General features: G+C 61.9%; 18 protein-coding genes. 8 read left to right on the top strand and 10 right to left on the bottom strand.

Features of this window, described 5'->3' with window-relative positions; translation table 11 throughout:
- From FGF54_RS10900 to FGF54_RS10865, 8 genes are all read left to right on the top strand, one after another.
- A complete protein-coding gene (locus FGF54_RS10900) occupies window positions 1-645 on the top strand; it encodes a Urease operon accessory protein (protein ID WP_142779658.1) in 645 nt (214 codons plus the stop codon).
- A gap of 4 nt (window positions 646-649) precedes the next feature.
- On the top strand, window positions 650-2,359 hold the full coding sequence (ureC, locus tag FGF54_RS10895) for an urease subunit alpha (protein WP_020808771.1): 1,710 nt from the start codon (window positions 650-652) through the stop codon (window positions 2,357-2,359).
- 9 nt (window positions 2,360-2,368) lie between these two features.
- The gene (locus tag FGF54_RS10890; RefSeq protein WP_168208068.1) at window positions 2,369-3,052 is read left to right on the top strand and encodes a TIGR02117 family protein; all 684 of its coding nucleotides are present in this window, start codon (window positions 2,369-2,371) and stop codon (window positions 3,050-3,052) included.
- 143 nt (window positions 3,053-3,195) lie between these two features.
- Window positions 3,196-3,732 carry a peroxiredoxin gene (locus FGF54_RS10885; protein ID WP_142779656.1) on the top strand — a complete coding sequence of 179 codons (537 nt, stop codon included), beginning with the start codon at window positions 3,196-3,198 and terminating at the stop codon, window positions 3,730-3,732.
- Between the two features lie 352 nt (window positions 3,733-4,084).
- Window positions 4,085-4,570, top strand: coding sequence for an urease accessory protein UreE (gene ureE / locus FGF54_RS10880; protein ID WP_003520598.1), 486 nt, complete (start codon window positions 4,085-4,087; stop codon window positions 4,568-4,570).
- Between the two features lie 3 nt (window positions 4,571-4,573).
- Window positions 4,574-5,245, top strand: coding sequence for an urease accessory protein UreF (locus FGF54_RS10875; RefSeq protein ID WP_168208067.1), 672 nt, complete (start codon window positions 4,574-4,576; stop codon window positions 5,243-5,245).
- 89 nt (window positions 5,246-5,334) lie between these two features.
- Window positions 5,335-5,946: an urease accessory protein UreG gene (ureG, locus tag FGF54_RS10870; protein ID WP_003520595.1), complete on the top strand. Its 612-nt coding sequence runs from the start codon at window positions 5,335-5,337 to the stop codon at window positions 5,944-5,946.
- A 3-nt stretch (window positions 5,947-5,949) separates the two neighbouring features.
- Complete coding sequence (locus FGF54_RS10865; protein WP_142779655.1) at window positions 5,950-6,774, top strand: MBL fold metallo-hydrolase; 825 nt, start codon at window positions 5,950-5,952, stop codon at window positions 6,772-6,774.
- A gap of 72 nt (window positions 6,775-6,846) precedes the next feature.
- On the opposite strand, the gene FGF54_RS10860 is transcribed toward FGF54_RS10865, so the two are convergent.
- The 10 genes from FGF54_RS10860 to FGF54_RS10805 all read right to left on the bottom strand — a co-directional run bounded on the left by FGF54_RS10860 (window position 6,847) and on the right by FGF54_RS10805 (window position 20,025).
- Window positions 6,847-7,536: a Crp/Fnr family transcriptional regulator gene (locus tag FGF54_RS10860; RefSeq protein ID WP_003520592.1), complete on the bottom strand. Its 690-nt coding sequence runs from the start codon at window positions 7,534-7,536 to the stop codon at window positions 6,847-6,849.
- 471 nt (window positions 7,537-8,007) lie between these two features.
- The gene (locus FGF54_RS10850) at window positions 8,008-11,328 is read right to left on the bottom strand and encodes an efflux RND transporter permease subunit (RefSeq protein ID WP_142779654.1); all 3,321 of its coding nucleotides are present in this window, start codon (window positions 11,326-11,328) and stop codon (window positions 8,008-8,010) included.
- Between the two features lie 13 nt (window positions 11,329-11,341).
- Window positions 11,342-12,535: an efflux RND transporter periplasmic adaptor subunit gene (locus tag FGF54_RS10845; protein ID WP_003520590.1), complete on the bottom strand. Its 1,194-nt coding sequence runs from the start codon at window positions 12,533-12,535 to the stop codon at window positions 11,342-11,344.
- Window positions 12,536-13,121: 586 nt separating this feature from the next.
- Entirely contained in the window at window positions 13,122-14,114 is a 993-nt protein-coding gene (locus tag FGF54_RS10840) for an ABC transporter substrate-binding protein (protein WP_142779653.1), read from the bottom strand.
- A gap of 20 nt (window positions 14,115-14,134) precedes the next feature.
- Complete coding sequence (locus FGF54_RS10835) at window positions 14,135-15,007, bottom strand: ABC transporter permease (RefSeq protein WP_142779652.1); 873 nt, start codon at window positions 15,005-15,007, stop codon at window positions 14,135-14,137.
- Complete coding sequence (locus FGF54_RS10830) at window positions 15,004-15,879, bottom strand: ABC transporter permease (RefSeq protein ID WP_142779651.1); 876 nt, start codon at window positions 15,877-15,879, stop codon at window positions 15,004-15,006. The genes FGF54_RS10835 and FGF54_RS10830 overlap by 4 nt, the downstream gene beginning before the upstream one ends.
- Before the next feature lie 210 nt (window positions 15,880-16,089).
- Window positions 16,090-16,887 (bottom strand): ABC transporter ATP-binding protein, encoded by a 798-nt coding sequence (locus tag FGF54_RS10820; RefSeq protein ID WP_142779650.1) that lies wholly within the window; start codon window positions 16,885-16,887, stop codon window positions 16,090-16,092.
- A complete protein-coding gene (locus tag FGF54_RS10815; protein ID WP_168208066.1) occupies window positions 16,884-17,327 on the bottom strand; it encodes an NUDIX domain-containing protein in 444 nt (147 codons plus the stop codon). Before FGF54_RS10815 ends, FGF54_RS10820 begins: the two co-directional genes overlap by 4 nt.
- Complete coding sequence (gene hydA / locus FGF54_RS10810; protein ID WP_142779649.1) at window positions 17,324-18,781, bottom strand: dihydropyrimidinase; 1,458 nt, start codon at window positions 18,779-18,781, stop codon at window positions 17,324-17,326. Before hydA ends, FGF54_RS10815 begins: the two co-directional genes overlap by 4 nt.
- The gene (locus FGF54_RS10805; RefSeq protein WP_142779648.1) at window positions 18,778-20,025 is read right to left on the bottom strand and encodes a Zn-dependent hydrolase; all 1,248 of its coding nucleotides are present in this window, start codon (window positions 20,023-20,025) and stop codon (window positions 18,778-18,780) included. The genes hydA and FGF54_RS10805 overlap by 4 nt, the downstream gene beginning before the upstream one ends.
- Window positions 20,026-20,123: the final 98 nt, after the last annotated feature.

Here is a 20,123-nt window from a genome sequence, read left to right as displayed (position 1 = left end):
ATGGGGCGGCGCATCACGATCGTTGGAAACGGGGAACTGCCGCCGGGTGCCGCTGATTTCATCGATTGTTCCGATATCGTCATCCGCTTCAATGATTGCCGGTCGCTGGGGCCGGGCGGCACGCGCACCGATGTGGTGGCGGTGTGCAATACCGGGCGGCCGGGCCGCGAGATGGCGGAAGGGACAGACTGGCGCGAGAGCGACGGCGTGCGGCAGGCCTCCGCCATCTGGTCGGTGCGCGATCCTGCAAAATTTTCCGAAATGGAACCGGATATCCGCGCACGCTGGCCGGAACTGACCGATTTCTGCGCCGACTATACCGCCGGTTTTGCCGCCATCGCACGAGAAGTCGGCAAGGCTCACATCGTCATTCCGCGCGGTGTGCATGAAAGGCTCGATGCTGCGCTCGAAGCCTATGCGCCCATGCCCTATGTCTGCCCCAGCACCGGCCTTTTCGCCATCGCCCATGTTCTTGAGAGCGTGAGCGACGATGGCGACGAGGTGACCATTGCCGGTTTCAGCCACCAGGGCTGGAGTGGCCATCCATTTGCTGCCGAACAACAGCTGGTCGAAGCCCTTGCGGGCGAGGGCCGGCTGACACGAATTTCTCCCACATCGATTTTCTCCGCGTCCGAAGGAGCCTGAGCCCATGCCCTACAAGATTTCCCGCGCCGCCTATGCCGGCATGTTCGGCCCGACCGTTGGCGACAAGGTGCGTCTTGCCGATACCGAACTCTTCATCGAGATCGAGAAGGACCACACGATCTATGGCGAGGAAGTGAAATTCGGCGGCGGCAAGGTCATTCGCGACGGCATGGGCCAGAGCCAGGCGACGCGGGCCGAAGGCGCTGTCGATACCGTCATCACCAATGTGGTGATCGTTGACCATAGCGGTATCTACAAGGCGGATGTGGGCCTGAAGAACGGCCGCATCCATGCCATCGGCAAGGCTGGCAACCCCGATACGCAGCCGGGTGTGACGATTATCGTCGGCCCCTCGACGGAGGCGATTGCCGGCGAAGGCAGGATCCTGACGGCCGGCGGCATGGATGCGCATATCCATTACATCTGCCCGCAGCAGATCGAAGAAGCGCTGATGAGCGGCATCACCTGCATGCTGGGCGGCGGCTCCGGCCCGGCGCATGGCACGCTTGCCACCACCTGCACCGGTGCCTGGCACATCGAGCGGATGATCGAAAGCTTCGATGCCTTCCCGATGAATCTCGGGCTTGCGGGCAAGGGCAATGCCTCGCTGCCGGCCCCTCTGGAAGAGATGATCCTTGCCGGCGCGTCGTCGCTGAAGCTGCATGAGGACTGGGGCACGACGCCGGCCGCCATCGACAATTGCCTGACGGTGGCCGATCAATACGATGTGCAGGTGATGATCCACACCGATACGCTGAACGAAAGCGGTTTCGTGGAAGATACGGTCGCCGCCATCAAGGGCCGCACCATCCATGCCTTCCACACCGAAGGGGCGGGCGGCGGGCACGCGCCCGATATCATCAAGGTCTGCGGCAATCCCAACGTCATTCCGTCTTCCACCAACCCGACACGGCCCTATACCGTCAATACGCTCGCCGAACATCTGGACATGCTGATGGTGTGCCACCACCTGTCGCCGTCCATTCCTGAAGACATCGCCTTTGCCGAAAGCCGCATCCGCAAGGAAACCATCGCGGCGGAGGATATTCTTCACGATATCGGCGCGTTTTCGATCATATCTTCCGACAGCCAGGCCATGGGCCGCGTCGGCGAAGTGGCGATCCGCACCTGGCAGACGGCCGACAAGATGAAGCGCCAGCGCGGCCGCCTGAAGGAAGAGACCGGCGAAAACGACAATTTCCGTGTCCGCCGCTATATCGCCAAGTATACGATTAACCCCGCCATCGCCCAGGGTGTCAGCCACGAGATCGGCTCCATCGAAGTCGGCAAGCGCGCCGATCTGGTGTTGTGGAACCCGGCCTTTTTCGGGGTGAAACCGGAGATGGTGCTGCTCGGCGGCTCGATTGCCGCCGCCCCGATGGGCGATCCGAACGCCTCCATTCCCACGCCGCAGCCGATGCATTACCGGCCGATGTTTGCCGCTTATGGCAAGCTGCGGACCAATTCCTCGGTCACTTTCGTGTCGCAGGCGTCGCTCGATGCCGGCCTTGCCCAGCGCCTCGGCGTCGCCAAGAAGCTACTGCCGGTGAAGAATGTGCGCGGCGGCATTTCCAAGGCGTCGATGATCCACAATTCGCTCACCCCACATATCGAGGTCGATCCGGAAACCTACGAAGTGCGGGCGGATGGCGAGCTTTTGACCTGCGAACCGGCAACGGTGCTGCCGATGGCGCAGCGTTATTTCCTGTTCTGACGGCATTTCGTGTTGAGCCTTCTCACAAGGCGGATCGGCGGCGGCATACTGCTGATCCTCCTGTTGCTTCTGCTCGGCACTGTCGTGCCGCGCCCATTTTTCGCCGGGGATGTGAGCGACGGCGTGGCGGGTCGCGAAATCCTGCTGTTATCCAACCCGATCCATACCGATATCGCCCTGCCGGTTGACGACGATCTGCGGCGGGATTTTTCCGAATTGCAGGAGGGCGGCATTGCCGTCAACCATCCGGCGGCGGCCTATCTGGTGTTCGGCTGGGGCGGCCGGTCGTTTTATACCGAGACACCCACCTGGGCCGATCTGAAACCCATGCCGGTCCTGCGTTCGCTGACGCTCGACCGGTCGGTGATGCATGTGGATGTGACAGGGGATTTTCCCGCCGATCTTGCCGGGGTAAAGCGCCTTCGCATTTCCGAAGCGGGTTATCGACGCCTCGTGGCCGCCATTCGCGCAAGCTTCCTGCGGGACGATGGCGGGGGCGGGGGCAAGGTGCGGCTGATAGCCGGCGTTTCTTATGGTCTGACGGATGCGTTTTTCGAGGCGAATGGCCGGTTCAACGCCCTTGTCGGTTGCAACACATGGTCGGCTGCTATGCTTCGGGAAGCCGGCATTCGCACTGGCTGGTGGACACCCTTGCCGCCATTTCTGCGCTGGTCGGTGGCGCTGCATAATTGATCCTCGCAAGCCGCGGTTTTCCTCCGGCAAAGCCTATTTTTATGCTGCACCGCAGCGCGTCTTGCGCTATGGAAACGGCAAAAGAATTCCGCGCGGATCGATCCCAAGCGATCCTCGCAAAACGCCAGAACAGGAGACAAGACATGCTCGGCAAAAAAGTGCCCGCCGTAACCTTCCGCACGCGCGTTCGCGATGAGGCCGTCGGCGGCCCCAACCCGTTCCGTTGGCAGGACATGACCTCCGACGATTATTTCAAGGGCAAGAAGGTCGTTCTGTTTTCGCTGCCCGGCGCCTTCACGCCGACATGCTCGACCTACCAGCTGCCCGATTTCGAAAAGCTGGCGGGCGAGTTCCGCGCGCTCGGCGTCGATGACATCTATTGCCTGTCGGTCAATGACGCCTTCGTCATGAATGCCTGGGCAAAGGGCCAGAACCTCGAAAACGTCAAGGTCATTCCGGATGGTTCGGGTGAGTTCACCCGCAAGATGGGCATGCTGGTCGCCAAGGACAATCTCGGTTTCGGCATGCGTTCCTGGCGTTACGCCGCCGTCGTCAACGATGGCGTCGTCGAGCAGTGGTTCGAGGAAGAGGGCTATTCGGACAATTGCGAATCCGACCCTTACGGTGTTTCCGCGCCGCAGACCATTCTGGAAAACCTGAAGGCCCGCGCTGCGGCCTGATTTTGGTTTTGCGATTTTACGAAGGCCCGGCCGCAATGCCGGGCTTTTTCGTTTTCTGGGACGTGATTGTCTTTCGCGATGCCGCCTCATCCGCACACCGTCACCCCGGACGAGATCCGGGGTCCAGCGCGATCAAGTCCTTGATCGCGAAAGACTCCTCTCACGGCGCAGACGCGCCGCGGCTGGATGCCGGATCCAGTCCGGCATGACGGAGGAGAAGTTGCCGGACGCCTCAAGTCTTTCTGCCTGCAATGCCGGCCTTTTTCATGCCTTGCATTCATTCACCTTGAAATCACCCCGCCTATCCGGCAAAAATCAGGCCCCCAAGACTGTTTCTGAAACGGATCATCCCATGCTGCGCGTCACCTCCTATCATCCGGCCGGAACTCCTGCCGACGAAGCTTCCGGCTATGTCACCCTGGCGCATGACCAGCGGCATCTGCGCCGTAAGCTGCTGCATCTGCAAAATGACGAGATGGTGATGCTGGACCTGAAGGAAGCCGTGCTGTTTGCCCATGGCGATCTTCTCGTGGTGGAGAACGGCGACTTGATCGAGGTTCGCGCAGCGGATGAAAAGCTGTTCGAAATCAAGGCGAAGGACCGTCTTCACCTGATCGAGCTTGCCTGGCATCTCGGCAACCGGCATCTTTCCGCGCAGATCGAGGAAGAGCGTATTCTCATCCTGCGCGACCATGTCATTCGCGCCATGCTGGAAGGTCTGGGCGCCACCGTGCGTGAGGTGGAAGAGCCATTCCAGCCGGCGCGCGGCGCTTACCACGCCCATGGTGGCCATTCCCATGGGCATGACCACGGGCACCACCATCACGATCACGGCTGAGCCGTGAGTGAAGATCGCGGCGTCGCCGCGCTGCTGCGGCTTATGGCCTGGATGTCGCCTGCTTTTCCCGTCGGTGGTTTTTCCTATTCCGGCGGTCTTGAAAAGGCGGTGGAGGATCGGCGCGTCGGCGATGCGGCGGCCCTGCGCGACTGGCTCGAAACGCTGCTGCGCCACGGCAGCCTGTGGAACGATGCGGTGTTTCTGGCGCATGCCTGGCGCAGCGCCGGGAACGCGACCATCTTGAGCGAAACGGCTGATCTGGCGCGGGCGCTGGCCGGTTCGGCGGAGCGATACCGCGAGACGGTGCTTCTGGGCGATGCTTTCGTTGCCGCCGCCGGGGCATGGCCGCATGCGGTTCTGGACCTGCTGCCGAAAGACGTTCCCTATCCCATCGCCGTCGGGGCAGTCGCCGCCGGCCACGCGGTGCCGCTCAGGGAAACGATCGCCGCCTTTTTGCATGCCGGCGCTTCGCAGATCGTTTCAGCGGGCATCCGCCTCGGGGTCGCGGGACAGAAGGATGGCGTTACCATTCTGGCCGCAAGCGAGGCGATCATCACGGCGATGGCGGCGCGGGCGATGCAATCCACGCTCGACGATCTCGGCAGCGCGACGATCATCGCCGATACGGCAGCCATGCGCCATGAAACGCAGGGCACGCGGCTTTTCCGTTCATGAAAGGGCGGCACGGTCCTTGCATATATTGAAGCGTCCCGCTGAGGGACTATGGTGAAACAAGACCAAAGCATATCGAAGGGAACAGAGTGATGAAATCGGGTAATGGGCCGCTGCGCGTCGGCATTGGCGGGCCGGTCGGTTCTGGCAAGACGGCGCTGACGGAAAAGCTCTGCAAAGCGATGAGCGCCGATTATTCGGTCGCGGTCGTCACCAACGATATTTACACCAAGGAAGATGCCGAGGCGCTGGTGCGCATGCAGGCGCTGCCGTCCGAGCGTATCGTCGGGGTCGAGACGGGCGGTTGCCCGCATACGGCCATTCGTGAGGATGCGACGATCAATCTGCAGGCGATTGCCGGGCTCAATGCGCGCTTTCCCGATCTCGATGTGGTCTTCATCGAATCCGGCGGCGACAATCTCGCCGCGACCTTTTCGCCTGACCTCGCCGACATCACCATCTATGTGATCTCCGTCTGCCAGGGTGAGGAAATTCCGCGCAAGGGCGGGCCGGGCATCACCCGCTCGGACCTGCTGGTCATCAACAAGAAGGACCTGGCGCCCTATGTCGGTGCTGACCTCACCGTCATGGACAGCGACGCGACGCGCATGCGCAACGCCATGCCCTTCGTTTTCACCGACATGAAACGCGGCGACGGCGTGGATCGCATCGTCGGTTTCCTGAAAGAGCAGGGCGGTCTCTGACATATGGCTATCTCCCGCCGTTTCGGCGCTTACGAGGTTTCCCGTTTTGTCGACGGTGTCTACAAGGCGCCCGTCGTCCATCTCATCCATCGTCAGGGCGCCGAAGCGCTGGCTGCGGCCCTTGCCGGCCATCAGGGCGAAACGGTGGACATGGACGTCAACTGTTTCGCGCTGTCCGGGCCTGACGGCATCTGGCTGATCGATGCCGGTTGCGGCACGGCCTGGGGTGCAGCCTATGGCCATGCCCGCGCGGCGATGATTGCCGCCGGGATTCAGCCGGCCGATGTGAGGCGTGTCATCCTCACCCATATTCATGGCGACCATGCGCTTGGCCTCATCGACGGCGAGCGGCCTTATTTTCCCAATGCCGACATATGGGTTCCCGAGGCCGATCTCGGCTTTTTCAGCAGCGCTGAGGCGCGCAAGAGCCTGCCGCCCGCCCGTCAGGGCGGTTTCGACCTTGCTGCGCGGCTGCTCGACATTTGCGGCCCGATGCTGCGGCCGATCCCCATGGGCGCGGTCGCCGAGGGTATCGAGGCAGTCGCCATGCCCGGCCATACGCCGGGGCATACCGGTTATCTGATCGGCAGTGGCGACAAGCGGCTGTTATTATGGGGCGATGTGCTGCATGTCAGCGCGTTGCAGGTGAAAGATCCCGGCGTCGGCTTCGTCTACGATATCGATTCCGCGCTTGCTTATGAAACACGTCTCAAGGCGCTGGCCGAGGCCGCCGACCATGGCTGGCTGGTTTCCGGCGGTCATCTCGGCGGATTTTTCCGTGTCGAGCGGCAGGGTGACAGCTTCCGCTTCGTGCCGCAGCCGGACTGATTTTCCGATTTCGGACATGCAGAAGGGCGGAATGCCTGATGGCATCCCGCCCTTCGTCCTCTCCCGGTATTTTCAGATTTGCTTCAATGCGGCGACGTCATTGACCTGCACGATGCGTCCGCGCACGGTAACGCCAGCCTTTTTCAGTGCCGAAAAGGCGCGCGACAGCGCTTCCGGCGCGAGGCCGAGCTTGCCGGCGAGCAAGCTTTTCTGGAATGGCAGCCGCAGCGAAAAGGATGTTGCGTCGCGCGGGCCCTGATTGATGAGGTAATGGGCGACACGCTGCGGCGCTGTCTGCAGCCGGTCGTTGGCGATGCAATCCATGGTGGCCAGCAGGCTGTTGGACAGGCAGCGCATGACGGCCTTGGCGATGGCCGGCTCCTGATCGATCAGGCTGCGGATTCTCGCAAGTTCGAACCGCGCCACGGTGCAGCTTTCCGCCGCCTGCGCGCTGTAACGATAGGTATCGCTGCCGAAAATCAGGCATTCATTGAAGGTATCGCCGGGGCCGCTGACGCGCACATCCGCCTCGCGCCCGTGCCGGTCCAGCCGGTAAAGCCTGATATAACCCGACAGCACGCAGTAAAAATGCTGCGCCGCTTCGCCTTCCTTGAAGAGCACATGGCGGGCGTTCACATTGGTGATGGTCGCCGCCTCCATCAGCTTCAACGCTGCCGCATCATCCGCTATCCCGATCAAGGGTGCACGCAGCAGAATGTTCCTGTCCCTGTTGCTCAGCTTCACGGTCTTGTTCACGTCCATCCGGCTCCCGCTCATACCTTTTGCCGGGCTGTCCGAAGCGATACGAAACCGGGGATGTTCGTGTTCCCGCACGCCTATCTGAAAAGAGCTCATCGCATTATCCTTCGACCGGCAATTCCCGATGCGAGGGAGATTAGCAGTTCACCTGGAAAGCGAATTGATTTCGATCAAACAGGATTGCAGTCGCTATGGGGGAGGAAATGACTGGGCCATTCGTGCTTCAAAGCACGGTGGAGCAGATGGAGCGGGCGAGTGCCACATATTTCTTCTCCCCGAGGGGGAGAAGGTCGCGGCAGCGGGATGAGGGGGCAAGGGCTGAGATGTTCGGAGAGCTAACCCCCTCATCCGACCCTTCGGGCCACCTTCTCCCCCTCGGGGAGAAGAAACAGGTGGCGACGTTTTGCCCCTTAAACACCCCCAAAAGAAACGCCGGGCACAGGGCCCGGCGTCTCAATCGTTATTGTGCAAGCTTCACTCCGCAGCAAGCGGTGGCAGCCGCAATATGTTGCTGCCCTTGTCCGCGGCCTTGTCGCCGGTGCCCTTTTCCATGCTGGCGACGCGTGCCTCCAGCGAGGAGAGCGCCAGGCTGTTTTCGCGGGCGATCTCGGAGAGTTTCTCGTTGGAAAGGGCCTCTTCCTCCTCTTCCTTCTTGCCGACGAAGCGGCCGAAGAGGTGGGCGAGCAGGCGCGAAAGGTCGTCCATGATGAGGAAGAAGGCCGGCACCACGATGAGCGACAGCACCGTCGAGACGATGATGCCGCCGATCACCGCAATCGCCATCGGCGCGCGGAACGAACCGCCTTCGCCGACGCCGAGTGCGGAGGGCAACATGCCCGCCGACATGGCGATGGAGGTCATGATGATCGGGCGGGCGCGCTTGCGGCCGGCCTCGACCATGGCGTGCACCCGCTCCATGCCGTGACGGCGCATTTCGATGGCGAAATCCACCAGCAGGATGGCGTTTTTCGTCACGATGCCCATCAGCATCAGGATGCCGATGAGAACGGGCATGGACAGCGCGTTCTGCGTGATGATGAGCGCGACCGCCACGCCGCCGATGGCAAGCGGCAGCGAGAACAGGATGGTGAAGGGCTGGATGACATCCTTGAACAGCAGGATGAGCACCACCAGCACCAGCATTAGACCGAGCAGCATGGCGTTGACGAAGCCCTGCTGCATTTCGCCCTGCACCTTGGCGTCGCCGCTTTCGGCCAGGCGAACGCTTGCCGGCAGGTCGGTTTCCGACACGATGCGCTTGAACTCGGCCGTCGATGTATCGAGCGCCGTGCCGAAGGGCACGTCGGAGCCGATGGAGACGACGCGGTTGCGGTCGTTGCGCTTGATCGAGCTTGGGCCTTCCGAATAGTCGATATCGGCAACGCTATAGAGCGGCACCAGCGACCCGGAGGCGGTCTTGATCTTCAGCGCGCGGATGGTGGCGAGATCGCGGCGGGTATCGAGCGAGGCCTGCACGCGGATCGGAATCTGCCGGTCATCCAGCGAAATCTTCGTCAGCTGCGCATCGATATCGCCGATGGTGGCGACACGCACGGTCTGCGAAATCTGCTGTGGCGTGATGCCGAGACGGGCGATTTCATCCTTGCGCGGGCGAATCTGCAGTTCGGGGCGGGGCAACGCACCTTCCGAGCTGACATTGGCAAGGATGGGCGAGGCGCGCAGGCGGCTTTCGAGAATACCGACGGCGTCGTTCAGGTCCTTCTCGTTCGTCGAGAGGAAGTTGAAGGAGAGCTCGCGTTCCGCACGGTCGTTCAGCTTGATGATGCGGACATCCGGGATGCCGCGCACCTGCGCGAAAATATCCCGTTCCACATCCCATTGCGGACGTGTGCGACCCTTTTCCTCCACCTTGGGCAAGTATGGGCCGATGAGCGGGATGGAGCCGAGGCCCTTGTTGACCACCAGCTTGAGCAGCGAATGGTCGATGTGCTGGAGGATGACGTTGACGGTGGCGCGGCGAAGCTCCAGATCGCCCTTGGGCGAAGCGCCGCCGAGGATGAAGACGCTTTCGACGCCGTTGATGTCACGCAGGGCATGATAAATCTGCGTCGTCGTGCGGTCGGTTTCGTCGAGCGTCGCATTGGGCGGCAGTTCCACCGAAAGCGTCACGCGCGAGGCGTCGTCCGGCGGCAGGAAGCTGCCCGGAACGCCGGCAAGCAGAATGACGGAAGCGACGAGGAAGCCGATCGCGCCGAGCAGCGTCAGATAGCGCGCCCACCACTTGCGGGTGGTGGCGGTTACCATGCGCGTATAGGCCTTCATCAACCGGCTGTCATTGTCGTGGTGATCGTCCATCGCATCTTCGGCGCGCATCAGATAGGCCGCCATCAACGGTGTGATGAGGCGGGCCACGGCGAGCGAGAAGAACACCGAGAAGGCGACGGTGAGGCCGAACTGGATGAAGTACTGGCCAGGAATGCCGGGCATGAACGACACCGGCACGAAGACCGCGATGATGGTGAAGCTGGTGGCGATGACGGCGAGGCCGATTTCATCGGCCGCTTCCAGCGCCGCCCGATAGGGCGTCTTGCCCATCTTGATATGGCGGGCGATGTTCTCGATTTCCACGATGGCGTCGTCCACGAGAATACCCGTGGCGAGCGTGAGCGCCAGGAAGCTGACGAGATTGAGCGAGAAGCCCATGATGTCCATGATCCAGAAGGTCGGGATCGCGGAAAGCGGCAGGGCCACGGCGGCAATCAGGGTTGCGCGCCAGTTGCGCAGGAAGAGCAGGACAACGATGACGGCGAGGATCGCGCCTTCGATCAGCGTGTCGAGTGCGGCCTTGTAGTTGCCATAGGTGAAATAAACGGCGTCATCGACCATTTCGATCGACACATCCGGATGATTCTTGCGCACTTCATCGAGGCTTGCCGCCACGGTTTCGGCGACCGAGACCTCGCTCGCGCCCTTGGAGCGGAACACCGCGAAGGTGACGGCAGGGTTGCCGTTGAAGCGCGAGAAGGATTTCTGTTCCTGATAGGTGTCGGTGACCGTGCCGAGCTCGGAGAGCTTGACGAAACGGCCGTTGGAAAGCGCAATCGTGGTGTTGGCAAGCTGGCTCACATCGCGCGTGTCGCCGAGCGTGCGGATGGTCTGCTCGTTGCCGCCGACCTGGCCGCGGCCGGAACCGAGATCGATATTGGTGCCGCGCAGCTGGCTGTTCACCTCGGTGGCGGTGATGCCATAGGCGTCGAGCTTTTCGGGGCTCAGCGACACGCGCACCTCGCGGTCGGCGCCGCCGTAGCGGTCCACCTTGCCGATGCCGGACTGGCCCTGGAGCGAACGCTTGATCGTGTCATCCACGAACCAGGACAGTTCTTCCAGCGTCATGTTGGGCGAGGAGACGGCGAAGGTCTGGATCGCCTGTCCCTCGACGTCGATCTTGCTGACGACGGGCACTTCGATATCGGCGGGCAGATCGCTGCGGATCTTGTCGATGGCGTCCTTGGTGTCCTGAACCGCTTCTTCCGTCGGCTTTTCGATGCGGAAGACAACCGTTGTCGTCGACTGTCCGTCGACCACGGTGGACTGGATTTCGTCGACGCCGCTGATGGCGGCGACGGCGTCCTCGATCTCCTTCGTCACCTGCATTTCCAGCTCGGACGGCGAAGCGCCGCTCTGGGTGACCGTGACGGCCACGACGGGAACGTCGATGTTCGGAAAACGGGTGATGGGCAGCGTGTTGAACGCCTGCATGCCGAGGATCATCAAAAGCGCGAAGCCGAGCAGCGGCGCAATCGGGTTACGGATTGACCATGCGGAAAAGTTCATCTCATTCCCTCAGTCAGTTGGACGCAGCCGTCTGGGCTTCCACCGGTCTTATCCGGTCACCATCACGCACGAATGCTCCAGCTTTCTCGACAACCTTGTCTCCAGCGGCAAGACCGCTGACAATCTCGATAAAACCGCCGTCTTCGATGCCGGTCTCGATCTTCACCTGCTTGACGACGTCGCCTTCCACCTTGCGGGTGGTGGAGCCTTCACGCCCGGAGGTGACGGCCGACAGCGGCAAAGCGAGCGCATTCGTCTCCTCGACGATGATCGCCGCGCTGGCATACATGCCGGAACGCGCCGGGCTGTCGGTCGGCAGAACCACATGCACGGAGCCGAGGCGCGTCGTCGGGTCGACGGTGGGTGAAACGAGGCGCACCTTGCCTTCTATTTTCTCAGCTCCGCCGGCAACCGTCAAATAGGCTTTCTGGCCTGCCTTGACCTTCTGGATATCGGTCTCGGAGAGATCGGCGACGAGTTCTATCGCGCCGTCCTTGATGACGGTGAACAGCGGATTGCCCGCACCGCTGGCGATTGCGCCAACCTTGGCATTCTTGGCGGATACGATGCCGGCGACCGGGGTTTTCACGCCGGTGCGCGTCAGCTTCAGATCGATGTCGTCGATCTGCGCGTCAACGACCTTGATGTCGGCTTCGCCGGCGGAAACGGCCTGTTTGGCTGCATCAAGGCGGGCCTGCGCCACCTGAGCGGCCGCTTCGGTCTTTTCCGTCTCGGAGACGGAGCCGGAGCCGCTCTGGCCGAGCTTGGCGGCGCGGTCGCGCTGGCGAAGGGCGTCATTGAGATTGGCCTGCGCTTCCAGCACCTGCGCCTTCGACTGGGTGACGGAGGCTTCGGCCTTGGCCTTGTTGGCCTCAAGCTGGCTCTTTTGCAGCACGAGGCTGTCGGAAGACAGCACGGCTAGAACCGCATTCGCTTCCACCCGGTCGCCGATATCGGCGTTCAGCGTGTCGATGGACAGGCCGTCGACCAGCGGCTGGACGTAAATCTCATCCACGGGGCGGATCGTGCCGGTGGCGATGATGCGGTCCACGAGATCGCGTTTTGCCGCATGGGCGACGATGATGGAAGGCAGGTTCTGCTGTTTGACCGGCGCCTGCGCCTCTCCCTCGGCGGCTGCGGAGAGGGGAAGCGCCGTTGCGGAAAGAAGAAGGAATACAAAGCGGTTAAACGTGACTTTATGCTGCATGTGTCTTGGCTCGCGCAATATCCGATCGCATGTCCTGCAGCCCCAGGGCTCGTTTTTAAAAGGTCATGCGATAGCGAATGTGAAACAAGGGATCACAATACTTCCTTTTCGATCCTCCCGATTCAAACGCCCCTCAACGCGAATCTTAAGCACCTTTGCCCTGTGCTTATTTTACAAGATCAAATTTGGCAGTCTTGTGGGCGGGACTGTAATTCTTGTTGTCGTACAAATCAATCCGCATAGCCGCGATGGTTGATATACATTTTTGTATAGGTCGGGATATTGTAATTCGTCAAATGGGTTACCAGTGGAGTGTCCAGCTGATTGCATGTTCGCATCGTTCGTAAAGTTTCGCAAAATCTGTGCGTTTTGGCAAAACGTATCATCCGCATACCGTCACCCCGGACGAGATCCGGGGTCCAGCGCGATCAAGTCCTTGATCGCGAGAGACTCTTATAACGGCGCAGACGCGCCGTGGCTGGATGCCGGATCTAGTCCGGCATGACGGAGGAGAGGTCTTAAATTTTCTTCGTGAATCCGAACGCGCGGAAATACCGCGCGTTCGGTGATTTGGCGGTCGGTCCGACTATTTCAGCGCCGCATCGGTGATTTCGGTGGTGAAGGCGCCTGTCGGTTCCTTGGTGATGACCGGATCGGAACCGCCGCCCAGCAACGTCTTGACCGTGCGGTCATAGTCCGCCTTGTCGAGCGCGCCCTTCGAGCCGGCGGTCAGTTTTGCCACTTCGCCCATCATGCGCTTCTGGTGTTTTTCGGTCTGGGCGCCGGAGGCGTCGTTTTCGAGAACGATATCGGCGGCATCGTCAGGGTTTTCTTCCGCCCATTTCCAGCCCTTCATGGAAGCGCGGACGAATTTCACCATGTCTTCCTTGAACTTGGCGTCCTTCAGCTTGTCTTCCAGAACGTAAAGCCCGTCTTCCAGCGTCGCCACGCCTTCCGCCTCGTATTTGAAGGTGACGAGTTCCTCCGGCTTGATGCCGGCATCGATGACCTGCCAATATTCATTATAGGTCATGGTGGAAATGCAGGCGGCCTGTTTCTGCAGCAGCGGATCGACATTGAAGCCCTGTTTGAGAACAGTCACGCCATCGCCGCCGCCGGTGGTCGGGATTTTCAGGTGCGCCATCCACGACAGGAACGGATATTCATTGCCGAAGAACCAGACGCCCAGCGTCTTGCCCTTGAAATCTTCCGGCTTGGTGATGCCGGTCTCTTTCAGGCAGGTCAGCATCATGCCTGACGATTTGAACGGCTGGGCGATATTGACCAGCGGCACGCCTTTTTCGCGGGTGGCGAGTGCGGATGGCATCCAGTCGACGATGACGTCAGCGCCGCCGCCGGCCAGAACCTGTGCGGGCGCAATGTCCGGGCCGCCGGGCTTGATGTCGACATCGAGGCCTTCGGCTTCGTAAAAACCCTTGTCCTTGGCGACGTAATATCCGGCGAACTGTGCCTGGGTGACCCATTTCAGCTGCAGGGTGATCTTGTCGGCGGCCTGCGCTCCGAATGCGGTCAGGAGTGACGCGCCGGCAAGAAGCATGGATGCAAGTTTCATTTTCATCGCTGTTCCCTTTTTCATTATTACGTTCGTCCCCCACGGACGGACGGATGCCAGAAGGTGACGGCCCGCTCCGCGAGCGCCACGAGACCATAAAAGCCGGAGCCGGCGAGCGCGGCGACCGCGATTTCGGCCCAGACCATATCGACATTGCTGCGGCCCATTTCCGCCGAGATGCGGAAACCCATGCCGACGATGGGCGTGCCGAAGAATTCCGCGACGATGGCGCCGATCAGCGCCAGCGTGGAGTTGATCTTCAGCGCGTTGAAGATGAAGGGCCAGGCGGCGGGCAGGCGCAGCTTCACCAATGTCTGCCACCAGCCGGCGGCATAGGTGCGCATCAGGTCGCGTTCCATGTGGCTGGAAGCGGCAAGCCCCTGCACCGTGTTCACCAGCATGGGGAAGAAGGTCATGATGACGACGACGGCGACTTTCGACTGCCAGTCGAAGCCGAACCACATGACCATGATGGGGGCGATGCCGACGACAGGCAGAGCGGAGACGAAATTGCCGATGGGCAGCAGCCCGCGCTGGAGGAAAGGCGACCGGTCGATGAGGATGGCGACGGCAAAGCCGAGGCCGCAGCCGAGCACATAACCCGTCAGTACCGATTTGATGAAGGTCTGGCGGAAATCGGCCCAGAGGATCGGCAGGGAGCCGGCGAGCCGTGCGACGATGGCGCTCGGAGCCGGCAGCAGAATGGGCGGCACGGAAAAACCGCGCACCACGCCTTCCCAGAGCGCGAGGATGGCCAGCCCGAAGAGGAGCGGCACGGCGATGCGGCCGATGCGCTTTGCCGCTGGCGTGGAAACGTGGCGGCGCACCAGCCATTCGTTGAAGGCCCAGGCGGCAAGCCAGAACAGGATCGCGCCGAAAAACCAGCCGGGATGGGTCATGGCCGGGCTCCCATTCTCTTGAGGACGGCGGCATGGGCGATGCCGATGATAGACACCAGCAGCGCAGCCACACCGGCGGCCATGAACAGCGCCGCCCATATCTGCACCGTCTGGCCGTAATAGGAGCCGGAAAGCAGGCGCGCGCCGAGCCCGGCAACGGCACCTGTCGGCAATTCACCGACGATGGCGCCGACCAGTGCGATGGCGACGGCGATTTTCAGCGAGGTGAAGAGATAGGGCAGTGCGGAGGGCCAGCGCAGCTTCCAGAAAATCTGGCCGGGCGAGGCATTATAGGTGTGCATCAGGTCGAGCTGGATCGTCTCCGGGCTTCTGAGGCCCTTCACCATGCCGACGACGATGGGAAAGAAGGAAAGATAGGTGGAGATCAGCGCCTTCGGCAGCAGCCCGGAAATGCCGATGGAGTTCAGGACGACGATGATCATCGGCGCGACGGCAAGGATGGGGATGGTCTGGCTGGCGATGATCCACGGCATGACGGAGCGGTCCATGGCGCGGTTATGCACGATGGCGACGGCAAGCAGGATGCCGAGCGCAGCACCAATGGCGAAACCGAGCAGCGTCGCCGAAAGCGTGACGCCGGCGTGATAGATGAGGCTGCGCTTGGAGGTGATGGCCTTGTTGACGGTGGTGTCCCACAGTTCGGCGGCGATCTGGTGCGGGGCGGGGAGCACGGGTCGTTCCTGGGCGAAGGTTTGCGGCAGGAGTTCGAAGAAGCCCGGCGTTTGACCGGCGCGGGTGGCCTGATCGCGGGCGAAAGGCATGTTGAGGTAGACGACCGCGAGGTGCCAGAGGATGAGGATGGCGAGGAGGACGGTGAGGATGGGGAGGATGCGGTGGCGGAGGAGGGTCATGGGTTTTCGCTCCGCCGCTTACTCCGAGGGTGCGGCTTACCCCCCTCTGTCCTGCCGGACATCTCCCCCTCAAGGGGTGAGATCGACTCGTGGTTGGGTCTCGGCCATCTCAAAGCTTGAGAATTAAGAGGGGAGTGCGCCTCTTGCCGATCTCCCCCCTTGAGGGGGAGATGCCCGGCAGGGCAGAGGGGGGTAAAGCTTGCGATGACCTCACCCCTCATAGCTATGCCCCGCCTTCAGCCCCTCACGCACCCGATGCGCAATCGCCAGAAATTCCGGTGTCTCGCGAATCTCGAGCGGTCTTTCCCGTGGAAGGGTGGATGTGATCACATCCGTCACCCGGCCCGGCCGCGGCGACATGACGACGATCTTGGTCGAAAGATACACCGCTTCGGGAATGGAATGGGTGACGAAGCAGATGGTCTTGCCGGTCGTATCCCAGAGTTTCAGAAGCTGTTCGTTGAGGTGATCGCGCACGATCTCATCCAGTGCGCCGAAGGGCTCGTCCATCAACAGCAGGTCGGCATCGAAGGCGAGTGCGCGGGCGATGGAGGCGCGCTGCTGCATGCCGCCGGAAAGCTGCCATGGATATTTCTTGCCGAAACCGTTGAGATTGACGAGATCGAGCGTGCGCTCGATGCGCTCGCGCTGCTCGGCCTTGGTATAGCCCATGATTTCGAGCGGCAAAGCGATGTTCTTTTCGATGCTGCGCCAGGGATAAAGGGCGGCGGCCTGGAAGACATAGCCGTAAGAGCGGTCCCGGCGGGCGTTTTCCGGCGTCGTGCCGTTGACGGTGATGTCGCCCGACGTGTGTTTTTCCAGATCGGCGATGACCCGCAGAAAGGTGGTCTTGCCGCAGCCGGAGGGGCCGATGAAGGAGACGAAATCGCCCTTGCCGACCTCCAGGTCGACATTGGAGAGTGCGTGCACCGGGCCATCGCCCGTTTCGAAGGTGAGGCCGAGATTTCTGGCGGAAACGACGGAATAGGTGGAAGAGGCCTGGTTCATCTGGGCTTGGTTTCGCTTTCCGTCAGGGCCGCGCGCGCCAGCGGCAGCATTTGGGTTTCCGTAAGCCTTGCGATCGTTATGCCGGGGTGGTGGTCGAGATCGAGCCAGCGCACTTCCTCTATTTCCGCCTGCGGGGCGACCTCTGTCTGAAGCCTCGCGATGAATGTATGGGCGACGACGTCGGCCCCCGTCTCATTGGCGGCCTCCTCGCGAAAGACGCCTTCATAACGGGCGGCATTTTCGGGTAGCGTCAGGCCGATTTCCTCGGCAAGTTCGCGGTGAAGCGCCTGTTCCGGCGTTTCGCCCGGATCGATCTTGCCACCCGGCTGCATGAATTGCGTGGTGCCGCGCTTGCGCACCACAAGCATCTGCCGTCGCTCATTGAGGAGAACGGCTGCGGCGATGACGATTTCGCGTTTCGGCCCGGCGCTCACGGTCATACACCCGATGCCGGAATGCCGCTGCGCTCCACCCTGCGCGGCGCGACGAGTTCCTTCCAGGTGGAAAGCGCCCGGCTGACGGCCGGATAGGGATCGCGGGCGATGAACTGGCCGTGGCCCGGCTGCGTTTCGATGGTGGCCTCCTCGATGCTGACGAGACCGCGCGACAGGGTGTAGCGCGGCAGGCCTTTGACCTTCTGCCCTTCGAACACGTTGTAATCGATGGCCGATTGCTGGCTCGCCGCGCTGATGATCTTTTCCAGCGCCGGATCCCAGACGACGATATCGGCATCGCTGCCGACGAGGATCGCGCCCTTTCTGGGATAGATGTTGAGGATCTTGGCGATGTTGGTGGAGGTGACGGCGACGAATTCGTTCATCGTCAGTCGGCCGGTGGTTACGCCATGGGTCCAGAGCAATGGCATGCGATCTTCCAGCCCGCCGGTGCCGTTCGGTATCTTGCGGAAATCGCCGAGGCCGAAGCGTTTCTGCTCGGTGGTGAAGGCGCAATGGTCGGTCGCCACGCATTGCAGCGAGCCGGAAGCCAGACCCGCCCAGAGGCTGTCCTGATGCTGCCGGTTGCGGAAGGGCGGAGACATGACCCGGCGGGCGGCGTGATCCCAGTCGGGGTTGGCATATTCGCTCTCATCGAGGATCAGGTGCTGGATCAGCGGTTCGCCATAGACCCGCATGCCGTTCTGGCGGGCGCGGCGGATCGCTTCATGCGCCTGCTCGCAGGAGGTGTGGACGACATAAAGCGGCGCGCCCGCCATATCGGCAATGATGATGGCGCGGTTGGTGGCCTCGCCCTCCACCGAGGGCGGGCGGGAATAGGCATGCGCTTCCGGCCCGACATTGCCTTCCGCCATCAGCTTTTCCTGCATCTGCGCGACGATATCGCCGTTTTCCGCATGCACGAAGGGAATGGCGCCCAGTTCGGCGCAGCGCGAGAAAGAGGCGAACATCTCGTCGTCATTCACCATCAGCGCGCCCTTATAGGCCATGAAGTGCTTGAAGGAGTTGATGCCCTTTTCCCGGACGACCGTCTTCATGTCGTCGAAGACCTGCTCGCCCCACCAGGTGACGGCCATGTGGAAGGAATAATCGCAATTGGCGCGGGTCGCCTTGTTGTCCCATCTTTGCAGGGCATCGAGAAGCGACTGGCCGGGCTCCGGCAGGCAGAAATCCACCACCATGGTCGTGCCGCCGGCAAGCGCCGCGCGCGTGCCGCTCTCGAAGTCATCGGCGGAATAGGTGCCCATGAAGGGCATTTCCAGATGCACATGCGGATCGATGCCGCCGGGCATGACATAACATCCGGTGGCATCGAGTACCGTGCCGCCCGTCAGATCGGGCCCGATCTCGGTGATCCTGCCGCCTTCGATCTTCACATCGGCCTTATAGGTGAGGTCGGCGGTGACGATGGTGCCGTTCTTGATGATGGTGGCGGTCATTCCACGATCTCCGCAGTCTCAAGCACCGCATGCAGCAGCACGTCGCAGCCGGCAGCTGCCCATTCCGGCGAAATTTCTTCGGCCTCATTGTGGGAAAGCCCGTCCACGCAGGGGCAGAAGATCATGGTGGAGGGGGCGACCCTTGCCGTCCAGCAGGCATCGTGGCCGGCGCCGGAGATGATGTCCATGTGGCTGTAGCCGAGTTTTTCGGCGGCAGAGCGCACCCGGCCGACCAGAACCGGATCGAAGGTGACGGGATCGAAATGGCCGATGGCCTCAATCGAGCAGCCGACGCCGAGTTCTTCGGCGATCTGCGGCACCTCGCGTTCGAAGATGGCGCGCATGCTGTCGAGTTTCGCCTGTGAGGGGGTTCTAAGGTCGATGGTGAAGACCACCTTGCCGGGCAGCACGTTGCGGGAATTGGGCGTGAAGATCATCTGGCCGACGCCGGCGACGGCGCCCGGCTGGTGGGCCATGGCCACCTCCTGCACCTTTTCGAGAATGCGGGCGGCGGCAAGGCCGGCATTGACGCGCATGGCCATCGGGGTGGAGCCGGTATGCGCCTCCTTGCCGGTCAGCGTCACTTCCAGCCACCACAGGCCCTGGCAATGGGTGACGACGCCGATCTGTTTGCCTTCCGCTTCCAGGATCGGCCCCTGTTCGATGTGATATTCGAAATAGGCGTGCATGTTGCGCGCGCCCACCTCTTCCTCGCCCAGCCAGCCGATGCGTTTCAGCTCTTCGCCATAGGTCTTGCCGTCGGTATCGGTACGGCTATAGGCATAATCGAGATCGTGAATGCCGGCGAAGACGCCGGAGGCCAGCATGGCCGGCGCGAAGCGCGCGCCTTCCTCGTTTGACCAGTTGGTGACCGTGATCGGGTGTTTGGTTTTGATGTTGAGGTCGTTCAGGCTGCGCACCACCTCCAGCCCGGCCAGCACGCCGAGCACGCCATCGAACTTGCCGCCGGTCGGCTGGGTGTCGAGATGGCTGCCGATATAAACGGGAAGCGCGTCCGGGTCCTCGCCGGGGCGGGTGGCGAACATGGTGCCCATGCGGTCGACGCCCATCGTCAGCCCGGCCGCTTCACACCAGCGCTGGAACAGGCGGCGGCCTTCCGCATCCTCATCCGTCAGCGTGCGGCGATTATTGCCGCCGGCAATGCCGGGGCCAATCTTCGCCATATCCATCAGACTGTCCCACAGACGGTCGCCATTGACCGTCAAGTTCTTACCCGCCGCCATGAAGTGTCGTCCTCACCTGTTTTGTTTTTATCGAAGCAAAGCTTGTGCCGTTCCCTTTTTTGCCGGTTAAGATAACAGCCATTGCCTTGTGATGGCGA

This window comes from Agrobacterium sp. T29 (genome assembly GCF_006970545.1).
GTDB lineage: Bacteria > Pseudomonadota > Alphaproteobacteria > Rhizobiales > Rhizobiaceae > Agrobacterium > Agrobacterium leguminum.
The sequence above is the reverse complement of the archived record's forward strand: the minus strand, read 5'-3'. Positions and strand labels throughout refer to the sequence as shown.